This is a genomic window from Pleomorphovibrio marinus (assembly GCF_003347495.1).
Classification (GTDB): Bacteria; Bacteroidota; Bacteroidia; order Cytophagales; family Cyclobacteriaceae; genus Pleomorphovibrio; species Pleomorphovibrio marinus.
Genome location: NZ_QCXY01000001.1, coordinates 374,733 through 391,416, shown reverse-complemented (window position 1 = coordinate 391,416; position 16,684 = coordinate 374,733). Strand labels below are relative to the sequence as shown.

Annotated in this window: 14 protein-coding genes, 1 tRNA gene and 1 pseudogene; 5 read left to right on the top strand and 11 right to left on the bottom strand. The window is 42.7% G+C overall.

Annotated elements, in window-relative coordinates:
• Positions 1 to 55: 55 nt before the first annotated feature.
• Positions 56 to 322 (bottom strand): annotated as a pseudogene (locus DB520_RS27580) (aminoglycoside phosphotransferase); the annotation flags it as partial.
• Between the two features lie 176 nt (positions 323 to 498).
• Positions 499 to 2,823 carry a PSD1 and planctomycete cytochrome C domain-containing protein gene (locus tag DB520_RS01730; protein ID WP_114747936.1) on the bottom strand — a complete coding sequence of 775 codons (2,325 nt, stop codon included), beginning with the start codon at positions 2,821 to 2,823 and terminating at the stop codon, positions 499 to 501.
• A 402-nt stretch (positions 2,824 to 3,225) separates the two neighbouring features.
• Here DB520_RS01730 and DB520_RS01725 point away from each other — a divergent pair, with 402 nt between their 5' ends.
• Positions 3,226 to 4,101, top strand: a complete 876-nt coding sequence (locus tag DB520_RS01725; RefSeq protein WP_114747935.1) for a 3-hydroxyacyl-CoA dehydrogenase — start codon at positions 3,226 to 3,228, stop codon at positions 4,099 to 4,101.
• 34 nt (positions 4,102 to 4,135) lie between these two features.
• On the opposite strand, the gene DB520_RS01720 is transcribed toward DB520_RS01725, so the two are convergent.
• The 5 genes from DB520_RS01720 to DB520_RS01700 form a co-directional block, all read right to left on the bottom strand.
• A complete protein-coding gene (locus DB520_RS01720; RefSeq protein ID WP_114747934.1) occupies positions 4,136 to 4,360 on the bottom strand; it encodes a CDGSH iron-sulfur domain-containing protein in 225 nt (74 codons plus the stop codon).
• Positions 4,361 to 4,480: 120 nt separating this feature from the next.
• Complete coding sequence (locus tag DB520_RS01715) at positions 4,481 to 5,323, bottom strand: N-acetylmuramoyl-L-alanine amidase-like domain-containing protein (protein WP_114747933.1); 843 nt, start codon at positions 5,321 to 5,323, stop codon at positions 4,481 to 4,483.
• Between the two features lie 60 nt (positions 5,324 to 5,383).
• On the bottom strand, positions 5,384 to 6,097 hold the full coding sequence (locus tag DB520_RS01710; protein ID WP_114747932.1) for a LytR/AlgR family response regulator transcription factor: 714 nt from the start codon (positions 6,095 to 6,097) through the stop codon (positions 5,384 to 5,386).
• Positions 6,094 to 7,134 (bottom strand): sensor histidine kinase, encoded by a 1,041-nt coding sequence (locus DB520_RS01705; RefSeq protein WP_114747931.1) that lies wholly within the window; start codon positions 7,132 to 7,134, stop codon positions 6,094 to 6,096. The genes DB520_RS01710 and DB520_RS01705 overlap by 4 nt, the downstream gene beginning before the upstream one ends.
• A gap of 162 nt (positions 7,135 to 7,296) precedes the next feature.
• Positions 7,297 to 7,884, bottom strand: a complete 588-nt coding sequence (locus DB520_RS01700; protein ID WP_157971897.1) for a hypothetical protein — start codon at positions 7,882 to 7,884, stop codon at positions 7,297 to 7,299.
• 381 nt (positions 7,885 to 8,265) lie between these two features.
• Between DB520_RS01700 and DB520_RS01695 the strand changes: the two genes are divergently transcribed.
• Positions 8,266 to 9,138: a hypothetical protein gene (locus DB520_RS01695; protein WP_114747929.1), complete on the top strand. Its 873-nt coding sequence runs from the start codon at positions 8,266 to 8,268 to the stop codon at positions 9,136 to 9,138.
• 363 nt (positions 9,139 to 9,501) lie between these two features.
• On the opposite strand, the gene DB520_RS01690 is transcribed toward DB520_RS01695, so the two are convergent.
• From DB520_RS01690 to DB520_RS01675, 3 genes are all read right to left on the bottom strand, one after another.
• Positions 9,502 to 9,574, bottom strand: a tRNA-Met gene (locus DB520_RS01690).
• 221 nt (positions 9,575 to 9,795) lie between these two features.
• The gene (locus DB520_RS01680; RefSeq protein WP_114747927.1) at positions 9,796 to 10,875 is read right to left on the bottom strand and encodes a lysylphosphatidylglycerol synthase transmembrane domain-containing protein; all 1,080 of its coding nucleotides are present in this window, start codon (positions 10,873 to 10,875) and stop codon (positions 9,796 to 9,798) included.
• An 8-nt stretch (positions 10,876 to 10,883) separates the two neighbouring features.
• The gene (locus tag DB520_RS01675; protein ID WP_114747926.1) at positions 10,884 to 11,630 is read right to left on the bottom strand and encodes a segregation and condensation protein A; all 747 of its coding nucleotides are present in this window, start codon (positions 11,628 to 11,630) and stop codon (positions 10,884 to 10,886) included.
• 186 nt (positions 11,631 to 11,816) lie between these two features.
• On the opposite strand from DB520_RS01675, the gene dxs reads away from it, so the two are divergent.
• The 3 genes from dxs to DB520_RS01660 all read left to right on the top strand — a co-directional run bounded on the left by dxs (position 11,817) and on the right by DB520_RS01660 (position 15,784).
• Entirely contained in the window at positions 11,817 to 13,739 is a 1,923-nt protein-coding gene (gene dxs, locus DB520_RS01670) for a 1-deoxy-D-xylulose-5-phosphate synthase (RefSeq protein WP_114747925.1), read from the top strand.
• Positions 13,740 to 13,860: 121 nt separating this feature from the next.
• Positions 13,861 to 15,021, top strand: a complete 1,161-nt coding sequence (locus DB520_RS01665) for a cellulase family glycosylhydrolase (protein WP_114747924.1) — start codon at positions 13,861 to 13,863, stop codon at positions 15,019 to 15,021.
• Positions 15,014 to 15,784, top strand: a complete 771-nt coding sequence (locus tag DB520_RS01660) for an alpha/beta fold hydrolase (RefSeq protein WP_114747923.1) — start codon at positions 15,014 to 15,016, stop codon at positions 15,782 to 15,784. Before DB520_RS01665 ends, DB520_RS01660 begins: the two co-directional genes overlap by 8 nt.
• 1 nt (position 15,785) lies before the next feature.
• On the opposite strand, the gene DB520_RS01655 is transcribed toward DB520_RS01660, so the two are convergent.
• Positions 15,786 to 16,670 (bottom strand): UbiA family prenyltransferase, encoded by an 885-nt coding sequence (locus DB520_RS01655; protein WP_114747922.1) that lies wholly within the window; start codon positions 16,668 to 16,670, stop codon positions 15,786 to 15,788.
• Positions 16,671 to 16,684: the final 14 nt, after the last annotated feature.

Below are 16,684 nucleotides of genomic sequence, written 5' to 3'. Positions count from 1 at the left end.
CTAAATGTATGCATTGGGGTATTTTTGTTTGCAATAGCAGGATTGTTATAATCTATATGCCAGGTGACATCATAGGTATTTGCGTCAAAGGTAAGGACAGGAGCACCCTTCAGTAAGGGATAAGCCACCAAATCGTGACTTGCATTTTCCACTCAGGGACAGCCACTGAAAGGTGCTTTTTTGCCAGAGCTAGAATTTTTCTTTCCTGTTCGATTTGATCCCCTAAGCCCTAACGGCGAGGAATACGCAACACACAGGATGTACCGTCCATTGCTCTCGCAAATCCGACCTTGAAGTCAATTCCCATTTCGTTAAAAGTCATTTCATCCTTTAACTGTAGACCTTGACTTTCCGCTAGTCTTAGTATTTCTTGGATTCTCCTTGTCGATTTACTCTGCTATGGCTTTTCCCTTTGCTGCCCTATTCTGATTTTCTTTATATAGAAATCATTTCAACGCCTGATTACCAATAAATCCCAGTTCTCCAAGTTTAAAAAGGTCAGGTCTTAGTGAAAGTCTCTTCTAGGTTGTAAAGAGCTACGACTACTTGCATTAGTGCTGCGGTTTTTTCCGGTTCAGGGAGGTCCGCAGTCCGGAACTCTCCAACGCTCAAAAGTTCTCTTGCCTCCTGGGGTGCCTGCTTGTAGCGTTCGAATTCTTCCATGAAATAAGCTAAGACAGTCTTTTTTTCTTCTTCCCTGGGAAACCGACATAACACCCGAACAAAGGCTTCTTCTATAGCTTCTTCTTGTGAATTATGTGAATTAACAAGGTTTTCTGCCATTACCCTGGAGGATTCCAAAATGGTGGGATCATTGAGCAGGTTAAGGGCCTGAAGTGGGGTGTTGGTTCTGCTGCGGCTAACCTGACAAATATCCCGATTGCTCCCATCGAAAATCAAAAGGGAGGGTGGTGGAAGGGTTAGTTTAATGAAGGTATAGATCCCTCTTCGGTAAAGTTTGTTTCCTTTATCCTGCCGATAGACGTTTAATTCCCCTCTCCCCGAACTGGAGGCTTCCCATAACCCTTCTGGTTGATAAGGTTTTACGCTGGGTCCTCCTATTTCCGGGACAAGTATTCCGCTACTGGAAAGTATATAATCTCGTATCAATTCTGCATGCAGGCGTAATCTGGGATATCTGGCTAAATACACATTATCAGGATCTTTTTCCATGTGTTTTGGCGGAATGACCGCCGACTGTCTGTAAGAAGCTGAGGTGACAATCAGTTTGATTAGGTGCTGTATGTCCCAGTCGTTTTCACGAAAATCCACTGCCAGCCAGTCCAGAAGCTCCGGGTGGGTAGGCAATTCACCCTGCATGCCGAAATCCCCTGCCGAGGGAACCAGCCCTTTGCCAAAAATCTCCTGCCAGATCAAATTCACAAACACACGGGAAGTAAGGGGGTGGTCTTCTGCTATGGCCCACTTAACCAGACCTAAGCGGTTTTTTGGCAATCCGGAGTCAAAAGCCTTAATAGCCGGTGGAGTACGGGCAAGCAGAGGCTCACCCTTTGGGGCATCGTAAATGCCACGCTCCAGTACATGCGTAGGACGTACCGAATCCGGGAGGTCTGCCATAATGGATACGGCTACCCTGTTGGTGTCTGGATGGTTTACAAAAGACAGGATTCCTTTCGTATCCGCTTCGTCCACCCAGATTAAGGGTGTTTTTGCCCTAACTGGAGATCCCGCTCCCCCTTCAAAACCCTTTTCCGGGGTGTTGTTAAAAAAAGCATAAAGGCTAAAATAATCCTCTTGGGAAACCGGATCGTACTTGTGGTCGTGGCACTGGGCACATTCCATGGTAATCCCAAGGGTTACTTTGCTGAAGGTGTTGGTTTTATCCAACACATATTCCACGCGGTATTCCTCATCTATCACCCCTTCCTCCTCTGTGATTTTATGGTTGCGGTTAAATGCCGTAGCCAGTAATTGTTCCTTGGATGGTTCAGGAAGAAGATCTCCAGCTAATTGCCAGGTCAAAAAGCTGTCGTAGGGCATATTTTGATTGAAAGCATGGATGACCCAGTCCCGATAGGGCCACTGCGTCCTGATATTGTCGTTTTGGTAGCCGAAGGAATCGGCATACCTGGAAATATCCAGCCACATTAAAGCCATTTTCTCCCCATAGGCAGGTTTTTTCAGGTAGTGATCCACCATTTCTTCCCAGGTACGATCCCCAGCTATAAAGCTTTTCAATTCATCCATACTGGGGGGAAGCCCGGTAATATCCAGGCTCAGTCGTTTTAATTGGTGAGCTTTTTCTCCTTCCGGGTTGGGCTTAAGGCCTATTGTGCTCATTTTATCGAAAACAAATTTATCTATGGGGTGCTGCGACCAGCCAGGAAATTTGTTTTCAGGAGGGGTTTGCTTCTGCGGAGGGACAAAAGCCCAATGCTTTTCGTATTTTGCGCCCTGCTGAATCCATTTTCGAATCATTTGTTTTTCCCGTTCAGAAAGTTTCAGGTTAGACTCGGGGGGAGGCATCATTTGGTTGGGATCCTCGGAAGAAATGCGGGTAAAAACCATGGATTCCAGGGGTTTACCGGGAATAATGGCATGCTTTTCCGGGTTTTCTTTCAGAGCCGCATAAGCCCCATCTTCGGTATCCAGGCGAAGTCCTGCCTCCCGCTTATTCGCATCGGGGCCGTGGCAGGCAAAACAATTATCCGATATGATGGGTCTGATATGGAAATTATAGCTTACCCGATCCGGAATTTGGGTGTTGATTTTATCCCCTGCATTTCCGCATGCGTGAAGAAGAATACCAATTAAAAGTGTAATAAGAATAAATAAGCAGTAGGAATGTGTTTTTACTGGCATGGGAATAATTTATTCAATTCTGGATTAAATTACTATCTATCCTGCATAATACCAATTTCATTGATGGAAAATACGGGAATCCGACGGGTTTATGAAATTTCATTCAATTATGCGAATTGAAGATATACTGCCTATTTGTAGCCCTAGAATAAATACGTAATTAAAACTGGGCACGCCTACAGAGAGCTGTAGAGAATTATTAGGTGTACATCCGCATTGGTTTTATCATAAATAATCTCCTCAAGAATTTTTTCCTTCAATTTTGGTTGATTTCTATTCTTCGCACAAAAATTAATATCTTGGGCTTTGCTCAGGGTTCAGGATTTGCAGAATTGACTCATAGGTTGAATTCCTTTTGAAAACCGCATGGATAAGTATCCCTTTACCAAAACCTATAAATGAATGAAAATTAAAAGTGTGTGTATATTAGGTGCTGGCAATCTAGGGTCCCGAGTAGCTCTACAGTCTGCCCTTTCAGGCTATCAGGTTGCTGTTTATGATTGTAGTTCCCAAGCTTTGGATCACTCCCCCAGGTTGATGAAAAAAATTGTCCGGCAGTTGGCAAAAAGCAGTGGGCTTGAAGATGTGGCAGGTGACAATGCAATTGCTTCCATCACCTTTACGGGCAGTCCTCAGTTGGCCATAAAGGATGCGGATTTGGTTAATGAAAGTGTAACAGAGGATGCGGAAATCAAAAAATCAGTTTGGGGTCAATTCGGGAAAATTGCTCCTGAAAAAACCATATTTACCACTAACACCTCTTATCTACTTCCCTCTCTGTTTGCTGAAATATCCGACAGACCTGGAAAGTTCTGTGCCTTGCATTTTCACGATGTGTTTTATTCCAAAGTAGTGGATATCATGCCTCATTCAGGCACGGACCAGGAAATCATACCATTACTGATGGGATTTGGAAAAAGTCTGGAACAGGTTCCCGTGTTGGTAAAAAAAGAGCACCAGGGCTATATCTTCAACAACATGTTGATGGCATTTATCAAGGCTGCGGGGAAACTCCTCACCGGGGAGATTGGTAGTGTGGAAGATATCGATAAGTCCTGGATGGTCAATTTCCATGTGCCTATGGGCCCCTTCGGCATTCTGGACAGCGTAGGCTTGGATACCGCATGGCATATTACCAGAAGGCAACCTGATATTTCCTCCCAACGCTTCGCTGCCCTGCTAAAGACATATATTGATGCGGGGAAACTGGGGGAAAAATCAGGGGAAGGGTTTTACAAATACCCCGACCCAAGCTATAGGCACTTTGGGGTACAATGACACTTTTGCCATACTTCCTGCATATCATTGTGGATCAAACTTTCTTTGGAGGAAGATCAAAAGCCACGGCATCATGCTCCAAATGACCCCGGTGCGCCCCGTCACAAAAGGGCTTATTTTTGGAAAACCCACAGCGGCAAAGGCTTACCAAAGTCCTGCCCTGAAGTCCATATGCATTTCCCTGCGCATCCACGATCTCGAAATCCCCCTCTACTTTTAAGGATCCGTTGGAATTTACTGTGATTTTTGTAGTTGCCATAGTTTTATGTTTTGTGGATTAAGTTAAAACTTAGGCATAATACGTAAACTAAAGCAAAACAAAAAAACAAGTTTAACAAAACCATTCCATTCTGTTAAGTAGATGGAGTATTTTAGACCGCTATTCCCTTACCAGTCTGCTAACCATAATGCCTGACTGGGACTTAAATCCCTTCAAATAATCGCTCAAGGGTTTTTGGGAAACTTCTACCTCCATGGATCCAGTACTGGCATGCATTAAATGAATCCTACCCCCTTTTTTTACCGCAAAACCCACATGGACCATGTCCAGGTTGTTCATGGACGCCGTAATGCCAATGAGATCCCCCGGCTGGATGAGATGCTCCAGTTTCTGGATTTGATCTTTGGGGATATAATGGTAGGTACGGGAAGCAATGGCTTTTTCTGCAGCTTTAATTTGATCCACAAATTGGCCTCGGCTTAATTGGGGATAGAATTTTGGATGGGTAGACATAAATGTCGGCTTGTTTTCATACACCTGACCTCCTATTTCAGCTGTAATATCTCTCAATATGCCTTTTTCTTGGTTTTCGTAAATCCAGTCCGAAAAATAATGTAATCTGGAAGGGTAATCCATATTCGCCCCTCCCCTGTACCGCAAAAACTCCAATTCTTTTTCATAAGCTTCCCCGTCTAAATTACCCTTTATGACAAGTCTTGAAAGCGTGACTACCGTCTCCAAATACGTGGTGCAATCCAATCCTGTAAGGTTGACGACGAGTCGCTCTTCTCCCGGTAACTCCAGTGTTTTCTCCACATAAGGGGTGCCCAGAAACCAGTTGCCTATTTTTACATTTAGCTGATTAAGGGTCAATTTGTCCAAATCACCCTGGGAGAGTTCCGCAAGTACCTGCTCCAACCGCTCCCTGCTTTCCAGGGTACAAACCGTCTGGGCATTGGCCATTAAGGGGAATAGCATAAGGAAGTAAACAAATATCTTCATCTTTTTATATTAGTTTTTCAATAGTCATCCCGATGGCTATCTAAAGTTATTCAACCAACATTAATTTCTTTTGCGAACCAACCTCTCCACACTTTCCCTGTAGGTCTCCCCAATGGAGAATTCCGTTTCTCCCAAAAACAGGCTGTTTTTACGGATTGCGGTGATCTCGGACAGGGCAACGGCATAGGACTTATGGATTCGGATAAATTTGTTTGGCGGCATTATGGATTCAAATTCCTTAAAAGTCATACGAACCATAAGAGGCTGAGGGGCACTCTTAAGATAAAACTTGATGTAATCCCCGTCACTTTTCACCCAAATGATGTCGTCAAACCGGATTTTGAGTTGGCTGTAATCCACGTTGGCAAAAAAATGGTCGGGTTCCTGATGGATTGAAGAGGAAGGTATGGAGGCCTTCAGTTCATGAAGTTCTTTTGCCCGGTTGCATGCTTTGATAAAGCGATCCAGAGCTACGGGTTTTACCAGGTAGTCTACCACATCAAGGTCAAAACTGTCCACTGCATATTGTTTATATGCCGTAAGAAAAATGACCATCGGTTTTTTTTGAAGACTTGACACCAATTCAAACCCTGTTAGTCCGGGCATTTGAATATCGGTAATGAGGAGATCAACCTGATGATTGCGCAATGCCTCCATTGCCTCAAAGGCATCGTTGCAGGCCGCTACTAAGTTCAGAAAGGGCACTTTGCTGATATTGTCCTTTAGCAATGCTAGGGCTAGAGGCTCATCATCTATGGCAAGACACTTTATCATGGCTTAAACGTTAATTGTAGGTTGACAGTAAACCAGCCATCTGCTTTCTCAATGCGGAGGATGTGTTTGTTGCCGTAAAGGAGTTCCAGCCTTCTTTTTACATTGGCCAATCCTATTCCTGAAATGTTGTCTTTGGTTTCCTCTGCCACTAGGTATTTATTCTTCACGGTATAATTGAGCTGGCCATTTTTAGTTTGTAGGGAAATAGATATGGTGGGATTGGAGATCAGTCCTGTCCCATGTTTCAAGGCATTTTCCACAAAAGGGATAAGGAGCATGGGCTCAATAGAGTGCCAGTCCTCTGTGGGTTGCAATTCTACAACCAAGTTTAACCGGTTTCCAATCCGTTGTTTTTGAAGATCGATATAGCCCCGCAAATAATCCAGTTCCGTTTTCAAGGGTACTTTTTCTTCCCCTGTCTCGAATAGCATGTACTGCATCAAGGAGGATAGTTTGAGTATGGTAGGTTCCAAGTCCTCGCTTTTCAACCGGACCAAGGCCACCATATTGTTAAGTACATTTAATAAAAAGTGGGGGCTGATCTGGGAGCGGAGAAAGGCAAGTTCGGTCTTGAGGTTTTCTTTTTGTCTTTCCCCTGCAAGCAGGTCTGACCTAATCTTGTCGGATACAGCCCTAAAGGCAATGCCAGCCAACACGACAAAAACAAAAGGGAAACTATTGTAGAAAGCGGAACGGGAAAAAACAAAAGGTTTATCTGTCACAATTACCCTGAACAAAAGCATGTGAAAAAAAAGGATGACAAGAAATAACAGAAGCTGGGTCAGCAGGAAAAAAATGAATTTTCTTTTGTAAAGGAATTTTGGGATGAGTGATTTGGTGTTGAGGTAAAACAGCAGGACCCAAAAAACATTGGTAAGGGTATTTAATATAAGAAAGGCCTCACCGTGCACGGAACGGGGCCTGCCTTCCTGGTATCCTTGGTGATAAATTATGGGCAGGAGGAAAAAAACAGACCAAGCCAGGACATGTAGTAAGATGGATTGGTGTTTTTTAAACAAGGTAATAAGTGCTCCCATTAAGTTTGGTATATATTTTCAGACAAGATAAGGAATTGTACGAAAAACCTTTTGGCCAGGCTTTTTTTTGGAGGTAGATGCTACATAGCATGTTCAGTGGGGATGGCGGATTGTAAAAAAAAGAAGCCGATCGGAACCGGCTTCAAATTTGGCAAAAAGGGATTAACCTATTTTAATATCCTGATAGTGGGTCGTATTTCCATCTTTTATGGTGATGGTGTACAGATCCCGTGAAGCGTTTTCAAAATTGAAAACTTTATCGAAGCTTCCGTCTACGCTTACTGACTCTTTGTATACCTTGGCATTCTTGCTGTTGGTAATATTTATTTCTACTTTTTTTAAGTCATTCTGGGTTAGGGAAAATATGACTTTATCTCCAACCACTCTAAAAACAGGAGGAGTAGTTTTTTCCTCTTTATGAAGGATTGTTACCTTGTTATCCTTTATGCTCAGGGTATAGACCACGCTTGATTGAGGATTGTCTACCACAAAGTAATAGGTGCCTGTTTCCAGCTGATCCAGGTTAAACTTTCTTGAATAATTTTGATCGGAAACAGTAGTGGAAAAGAGTGTATTTGCAGCTTTGTCCGTAATTTTAATAGAAGAGGCTTTTGAATATGGTGCCAAGTGAAAGTAAACACTCTTTCCTTCCTCCTCAATTATCAGGCTGTTGTTCGGTACATTTGCCATGCTAGCCATTGATATTAGAAATAAGGTGGCTATTGCGGAAATTTTTATTAAATTTTTCATGATTTTACGATTTGTGTCTGCCTGTTGACAGACGGATGATGAATGATTTACCTTACAAACATAAGTAGGTAATACGGCTGTTTTTGGAGAAGAAGATGAACCCGAAAAAGTCTGCGATGAACCCTGAAAAGTTTGCGGTGAGGGGATTTTAAAAACCGGAATTTGTGGCTAATTAATAATGATTGAATAAATCATGGCTTTCAAGCTGGGTGCTATTCGGAATGGTGGATAGCCATCAAAAGTTAGCCTCCTTATTTAATATGGCAGGAAAACGATAGAAAGCAGGGAACCTGTTCTTTTGGAAGCTTTTTGCACCCCTATGCCTTAAGTCGCATGGAGTCTGAATTAATTTTTATTTGCTATTTTTAAAGAAAAACTTTTATGAAAGCCCTTGACAAAAAAGACCTGGAACCTGAGAGAATTAAACTGGAGAATTCAATTACTTTATATAAAAGGTTAGCTTGGGTTGCTATTGGGGTGGCTTGCTTGTCAATTCTGTTTTTGATAGGGATAAATTTTTTTGTCGCATCAGATTATTTGACTTTGAATGAAACCGGAACCTATATTGGTGGTGTAGCAGGTGCATTGTTTGGATTAGCGGGGGTCTTTTTGGTCTATATTGCATTTCTTGGGCAGCGTCTGCAGATGCTATTCCAGCAGCAGGAACTTAGGGATAACAGAAAAGAATTGAAGCTAAATCGAAAGGAACTAAAGGGGCAAAAAAAAGAAATGGCAAGGTTAAATCAATTAAATATTAGTACGCTTAATAATCAATATTTTTTTAAGCTATTAGAGACTTTTAGGACAGGTGTTGAAGAATTAATTTATTTGATCAACAGTAACGGTGGAACAAGTAGTTTATCAGGTTTTGAAAAAATTCATGATTTGTTGGTTAGCAGGGTAATGCCTGAGGGCTACGAAGGTGGTGATGAAAAATTGAATGTCAGGAGTCCGCTAATTGAAGAAATTAAAAGGGAATTTATTTTCTTGAAATTAGATTATAGATCCTTAGAAAAATTTAATCAATTATTGAAGGTTATTTTGGAATTTATAGAAAAAAATGATTTAGATAAATATAATGTTATCATTGAGGCTTCTATGACATTTCACGAAAAATCAATTTCATTTTTCTTTTTGGTTTTTGATCAAGAGTTTAATCGTAAGTATTTATCAAAGATTGGTTTTTTAAAGTCTGTAGACAAAGACAGCCTAATAAATGCTGAAATTTATAAAATGTTATATCCCCAAGGTTAGGTTCACGGATGAAAATATACCTCTGGTTTGGGTATTTGGGAAATGGTGGAATTGTTAGCCAAAACCTGGCCTAAAATCACGCAGATTGCGGTAGAGGAAAGAAAACCATTTGGATATGAGATCAGACCCAATGGTAAGATCAAAAAAGTGTCTATTTGAAATGAGGTTAAATTAAAATGGATTCAGCACATAAATTGAACCATGATCGAATACTGCAAGTATAAGAATAACCAAAAACATACAATTTGCAAGAAATAGGTGAATCAGGACTCATAACCTGGTTTCGCTGTACGCATACGACCCCACGGGGCATCAGCATATGCTGAAACAAAAAAAGGACACTGTTTCTAGTGTCCTTTATAGTAGCGGGAACAGGACTCGAACCTGTGACCTTCGGGTTATGAGCCCGACGAGCTACCAACTGCTCCATCCCGCGATATATTTTTAAGCTGCATTCCGAAGAGCCTATCTCAAGGCTTTAACGCACAATTGAATTGCTAAATGCAGAACTTTTTTCAACTTTTCATCCGGCTTGCCCGAATGGAGATACAAAAGTAGGCAGCTTTTTTGAAAGAAGCAACCATGTGGCTGTATTTTTATGCGCTTTCACCGCCCAGGATACCTCTTTTTGCCGGGTTTTGGCTATGATTCTGCCTGTTAACCCTTGCCTTTTCCTTCTATATTCTTCTTTTTCTTTTTGAAAAACACCTGCCGGATCCATTTGGGAAGGAAGATGGCTCCCAGTATCAAATAGGGGTAGTAAGAAAACACCCTCCATAGAATGCTGGTTACAAAGGTGTACCCGGTAAGAAACTGGTTGAAGAACTGTGCGAAGAAGAATTCCGCGGTGCCGCTGCTGCCGGGAGTGGGGGAAATCATCATCACTATCCACATGATAATCTGCCTGGCGAAAATGATGATGTGGTTAAACATGGACTGGGTTTCATAGGCAGAAATCAGTGCGTTCAACATAAAATAGCGCGAACACCAAATAAAAATTGTCGAAATAACGATCAATATCCAATATTTGGCATTCTTCCCTTTCAGTTCCGCAGAGGCTTCGATGATTTGATCCCCGTAGGTATTGGCCTGGTATTTCCATTTGCGTATCCATCGGATGGAAAAGATCTTGAGCAAGATCCATTTGAATACCCGGGGTCTGTAAAACAAGGCGGAGGCCATTAAAAACGAGTACAAAGCATACAGGAAGTAGCTAAGCCAAAACAGGTATTCCAGGGAGGATCCTAACCTCAATTCCAACACCCTGCTTTCCGGGAAGATATGGCCTTGGGCAAAGAAAAGGATAATAGGGGCGCCAATCACGAAAAACAAGTTGTCCATGATAGCGGTGAGCATCACATAGGCTAAGGCTTTGCCAAGGGGTATTCCTTCCTTGTGGAGGATAAATACCGCTACTGCTGTACCACCGACTATGGAAGGAGTCACTGCCGAAGCAAATTCCCATAAAATGATTACATAGATGGCCCTCACCCAGGTAAGTTCCTTGTCGGTGATCTCCCTTATTCGGAACACATATCCGGCATCCCTCATGAAAATAAAAAAGACTGCCAATAGCAGATAATACCAGGTAGCATCAAAAACCCCACGAAGTGTCCTGCTGCTTACATTTGGGTCCAGGTAAAACATCAAAAAGACAATCCCTAAACCTATGGAAACGGGTACCCATACCTTATTCGGGTTTAGTGTTTTAAAAATTTCCTTGTTATCTAATTTCATAAGCACAATTAAGCAGTGACAGCCTCCAATTTTTCCACCCAGAAATTATTGAATCCTTCTCCGATCTTAATTGTAACTAGGGCCAGTTGTAATAACTCCAAAATGGCCAGAAAGGTATATATAACAAATATTTTGTCCGGTTTCATTTCAATAAAGTCGGTAAATGGAATCCGTGGTTTTGCGATAAGTTGTTCCAAGACCAGGCTTTTTTGCTGCTCAATGGTATATGGGTATTGGATTACGGTGTGTTTGGTTTCATCTGTGCGGGCTGCGTATTTTCCCATTACCCGCTGAAATACTTTGAGCAGCTTGTACAGGTCCAGGTCTTGCATTTCCGCATCAACATCGTCCAATTTGCTGATGTTTTTGAGTTCGTCCATCACGTTGCCTCTTTTCCATTTTGATAGCCGGGATTCCTCCAGTTGGGAGAGTTCCCCTATCACGGATTTGTACTTCTTGTACTCCAACAGGTGCCGTATCAGTTCCTCCCGGGGATCTATCTCTTCCCCCTCCTCGTTCAACTCCGGCCTGGGCAAAAGCATCCTGGATTTGATCTTCATAAGAGTGGCGGCAAAAAGGATGAATTCACTGGCTACCTCGATTTCCATTTTTTCCAGTTGCAAAAGGTAATCCAGGAAATCATTGGTGATCTTGGCTATGGGAATATCATAAATATCCAACTCGTCCCTCTCGATAAAGAAGAGCATCAGGTCAAAAGGACCTTCGAAAAGGGGCAATTTGATTTCAAAACTCACTGGAAAATGTAATTTTTTGATTAATTTTGCCTTCTAAATTAAATTCAAAGATATTACATATCTGGGTATTTTAATATGAACCGCAATAATTTCCTGATGGAACTTTGGTTGGCCTGGTTTTTATAGTTAATATTAAAACAATATCCTAAAGCCGAGGTTTAATATTTTTAACTACGTAAACGAAAAATGCTGATAGAACCCGGAAAGCTTCTGGCTCAAATCCAAGAACCAGGTGATTTGAGACAATTCAAGAAGGATGAATTGATACAGATCTGTGATGAACTTAGACAGTTTATTATTGATACGGTATCGGTGTATGGAGGACATTTTGGTGCTGGGTTGGGAGTGGTAGAGCTCACAGTGGCTCTGCATTATGTGCTAAATACCCCCGATGATCAGCTAATCTGGGACGTAGGTCATCAAGCTTATGGACATAAAATACTCACAGGTAGAAGGCAAAAATTCCATACCAACCGACTCTACAAAGGGTTGTCTGGTTTTCCAAAAAGAAAAGAAAGCCCCTATGATTCTTTTGGAGTAGGACATTCCAGTACTTCCATATCCGCAGCACTAGGCATGGCAATGGCTTCCAAATACAAGAGGGAAAACCATCGTCAGCATGTAGCTGTCATTGGTGACGGAGCCCTCACCGGGGGTATGGCGTTTGAAGCAATGAACCACGCTGGTGTTTCTGACAGCAACCTGCTCATTATTTTGAATGACAACTGTATGTCAATTGATCCCAATGTTGGGGCATTGAAAGACTACCTAACCGATATTACTACCTCCCATACCTATAATAAGGTGAAGGATGAAGTATGGAATTTACTGGGAAAGATTAGCAAGTTTGGTTTTAGCGCTCAGGATGTGGTATCCAAAGTGGAAGGTGCTATCAAGTCTGCATTGCTTAAACAAAGCAACCTCTTTGAATCGCTTAATCTAAGGTATTTTGGCCCAGTGGATGGTCATGATGTCCACCATCTGGTGGAGATTCTTTCCGACTTGAGGGATATTCCAGGCCCCAAGATTCTGCATTGTGTCACCATGAAGGGCAAGGGATATGGCCCAGCGGAAAAAGACCAGACCAAATGGCACGCCCCTGGAAAATTCGATAAGATTACCGGGGAGATAGCAAAAAAAATACCCACTACCCCGCAGGCACCCAAATACCAAGATGTTTTTGGCCATACCCTTGTGGAATTAGCCGAAAGGGATAAAACCATAGTGGGGGTTACCCCGGCCATGCCTTCGGGTTCTTCCATGAACCTGATGATGAAAGCATTTCCCGAGCGTTCATTTGATGTAGGAATTGCCGAACAACATGCAGTGACCTTTTCTGCGGGTCTAGCCACTCAGGGGCTAAAGCCCTTTTGTAACATATATAGTACCTTTATGCAACGCGCCTATGACCAGGTGATACATGACGTTTGTTTGCAGGATTTGCCTGTCATTTTTTGTTTGGATAGAGCTGGATTTGCAGGTGCCGATGGCCCCACGCACCACGGTGCTTATGATTTAGCTTTTTTCCGTTGTATCCCCAACTTGGTGGTAAGTGCCCCCATGAATGAGGAGGAACTGAGAAACCTAATGTACTCCGCCACATTGCACGATGGCCCATACTCCATAAGGTATCCGCGAGGGCAGGGTGTGATGCATGATTGGAGGAAAGAATTTCAGGAAATTCCTACAGGGAAAGGTAGAATCCTACAAGATGGGGAAGATATAGCCGTGTTAAGTATAGGGCATATTGGGAATTATGTGGAGCAGGCTAGTAAAGAGTTGTTAAAAGAGGGGGTTTTTCCTGCTCACTACGATATGCGCTTTGTGAAACCACTGGACGAAGAGATGCTGCATGAGATTTTTGGGAAATTTAAAAAAGTAGTCACTTTGGAGGATGGATGCCTTATGGGAGGCTTTGGTAGTGCTGTGCTCGAATGGATGGTAGATAATGGGTATAGTGCCCAAGTGAAAAGGCTTGGTATCCCGGACGAAGTGATTGAGCATGGAGAGCAATTTCAGCTTCATAGGGAATGCGGGTTTGACCCTGCTGGAATTGCCAACACGATCAGGAACATGATGGAGCCTGCACGTGTGGGGAAATATAGCTGATTTGTACAAAACGATTGATCCGTTTATAATAAATGTGTTTTCATAGTTAATCTATATTATTAGTTTTAGGGTAGTCCACAAAGGAAATTTAATAATTACCTAAACCTATTTTATCGAAGCTATGGATTTTCACCCAAAAACCAGAAGAGATTTTCTTAAAAATGCAGCTCTACTCACCGCAGGTGTGGGTCTGGGTATGACACAGGGAGGTTATGCCCATCAGCTGGAGAAGCCCAAAAACAAACTTCCCAAATGGAGGGGGTTCAACCTCTTGGATTTTTTCTCCCCAGATGCGGACAAAGGCCGAAAAAACAAAGAAGAATACTTTAAATGGATGGAAGATTGGGGGTTTGATTTTGTGAGGATTCCCATTTCATACCCCAGTTACCTGAAGTTTGACAGATCCAGGGCCATCAAGCCAGATGAGACCTTGAACTTTGACGAAAATCGCCTACAAGAGATAGATAGTTTAGTGGAAATGGCCCACAAGTATAACCTGCACGTGAGCCTTAATCTCCATCGTGCACCTGGTTTCTGTATCAATGCAGGTTTTGAGGAGCCTTTTAACCTCTGGGAAGATAAGGAAGCGCAGGAGGCATTTGCAGAGCATTGGAAAATGTGGGCAAAGCGCTACAAGAACATTTCGCCCAAGAAAATGAGTTTCGACTTGGTGAATGAACCCTTTAAAAGGGAGGATCCCAACAACCAACATTCACCTGGTGGACCAGTTCCCGTGGAGGAGTATAGACAAGTGGCAAAAGTGGGGCTTGATGCCATCCGTACTGTGGACAAGAAGCGTTTGGTCATTTCCAATGGAAATGGTGGTGGCGGCACCGCAGTACCGGAGATTGCGGACCTGGATTTAGGACAAAGTTGCAGGGGTTACTTTCCGTCTCACATTTCCCATTACAAGGCCAGTTGGGTGTATCAACACCCGGAAGACCTTCCCTCCGTGGAGTGGCCAGGGGAATACAATGAAAGGTATTATGGAAGAGAGGATGTGGAAAAGCATTATGCCCCTTGGGTAGCCTTAATAAAAAAAGGTGTAGGTGTTCATTGTGGGGAATGCGGCTGTTATAATAAGACCCCGCATGATGTGTTCCTTGCCTGGTTCGGAGATGTATTGGGAGTTTTGCACCAAAATGGGATTGGTTTTGGCCTTTGGGAATTTTCAGGTACATTTGGTCTACTTAACTCTGGCCGTGCCGACGTGGATTATGAAGATTGGTACGGGGAAAAGTTAGACAGAAAACTGCTGACCCTACTACAAAAATATGCCTGATATTGCATTCAGTTCCCTTGGAACTGGACAACCCGTAATCCTTATCCATGGTTTCTGTGAAACCAAAGAGCTTTGGGAGGATTTCCAACCTGCTTTATCCTATTCGGGTCAAGTGTTCTGCCCTGATTTACCCGGCTTCGGGGAGTCTAAGTTGACAAAAGGAGATCCTTTCACAATTGATTTTGTGGCGGAGCAAATGGTGAAATGGTTGGCTGACTTGAATATTAAAGACCCCATACTCATAGGCCATTCACTGGGAGGCTATGTGGCTTTGGCTATTTTGGCCATGGCCAGTGAAAACATCAAAGCTGTGGGGTTGTTTCATTCTACCGCATTTCCCGATAACAAGCAAAAAAAACTGGTAAGAGAAAAAGCCGTGAAGTTTGTAGAAAACTACGGTTCAGGGCCATTTGTGGAAAACTTTATTCCACAGCTTTTTTCAGGCCCGCACCTTGAAAGGCATAAAGGGACTATTGCAAAACTTATTCTGAGGGGTAAAGATATCCCCTCAGAAACCATCATCGCCTATTCCAAGGCTATGCGAGACCGGCCCGACAGGGTAGATGTGCTTAAAAAGTTCACCGGCAAAAAGTGTTTTATCGCTGGGGAGTTTGACACTGCGGTATCCATCACCGCGAGCAGGCAACACCAGGATTGGGTGGACGATTACCTGGAAATCAAGCAATGTGGCCATATGGGGATGTTTGAGAAGCCCAACGAAACCCTGGTTTTTTTGCAGCAATTTATTACTAAGGCCAAATAGATTAGAGGTATATGGGGTAATTGGCCCAAATGTGATATAGGAAAAATGCATTGAGGAAGAAAGCAGAGACATTGTTCATGCCCATGGCCCATTCAAAGCACACGTATTTTTCCGGATCTTTTTTCACGAATACGAACCAAAGGAAAAAGTATAATACGACTGGAAGCATGCTTCCTAGAAAAACCCACCCCAAAGCTTCATTGCCAACGCTATAGAAGTAAACCCAAAATGCAGCTCCGGCCAAAAAAAACCAAATTCCTGCAAAACCGAAGGTTCCCATCACCCCTAGCTTCAGGCTTAGGGTTTTGTCCCCTCTCTTTCGGTCTTCCTCATGTTGGTACACCTGAGTTAGAGGGTAGGAACCCAAAAGCAATAAAGTGGTGAGAAGACCGGGTATATTGACACTGTAATCAAAAAAGACTTCCCAGCCCAAGGCATTTATCCCAGCATAGGACATGATAAAGGTGAAATAGCCCTGAAAAAACCCTGCTGTGAGCCAACTTACTACAGGATATTTCTTAAGCCTTATAGATGGGTGGCTATAGGCCATTGAAACCACGCCATAGATTAGCATCATGGACATATATTGCCAATTAACCAACAAGCCCATCAATAGTGCAAGTCCAAAAAACAGCATGGAGAGTGCATAAAGATCTTTGGAGACCTTCGGCGGATTTTTTAATCCCCCTATACTTCCTTCGTCTTTATCAAAATAAGAATTATAACTGTTGCTTGATGGATAGAGAAAAAGGTGCAGGGAAACAAATACTATTACCAAGTGATATGCGGTGAAATCCCGGGAAATTGCGGTGGAAAAAAGGAAAACAGGCAGAAGGTAAATGGAAAATGGAATGCGCAAATGCTTCCAGGAGGATTTGGTAAACATAATAAATAGAATTC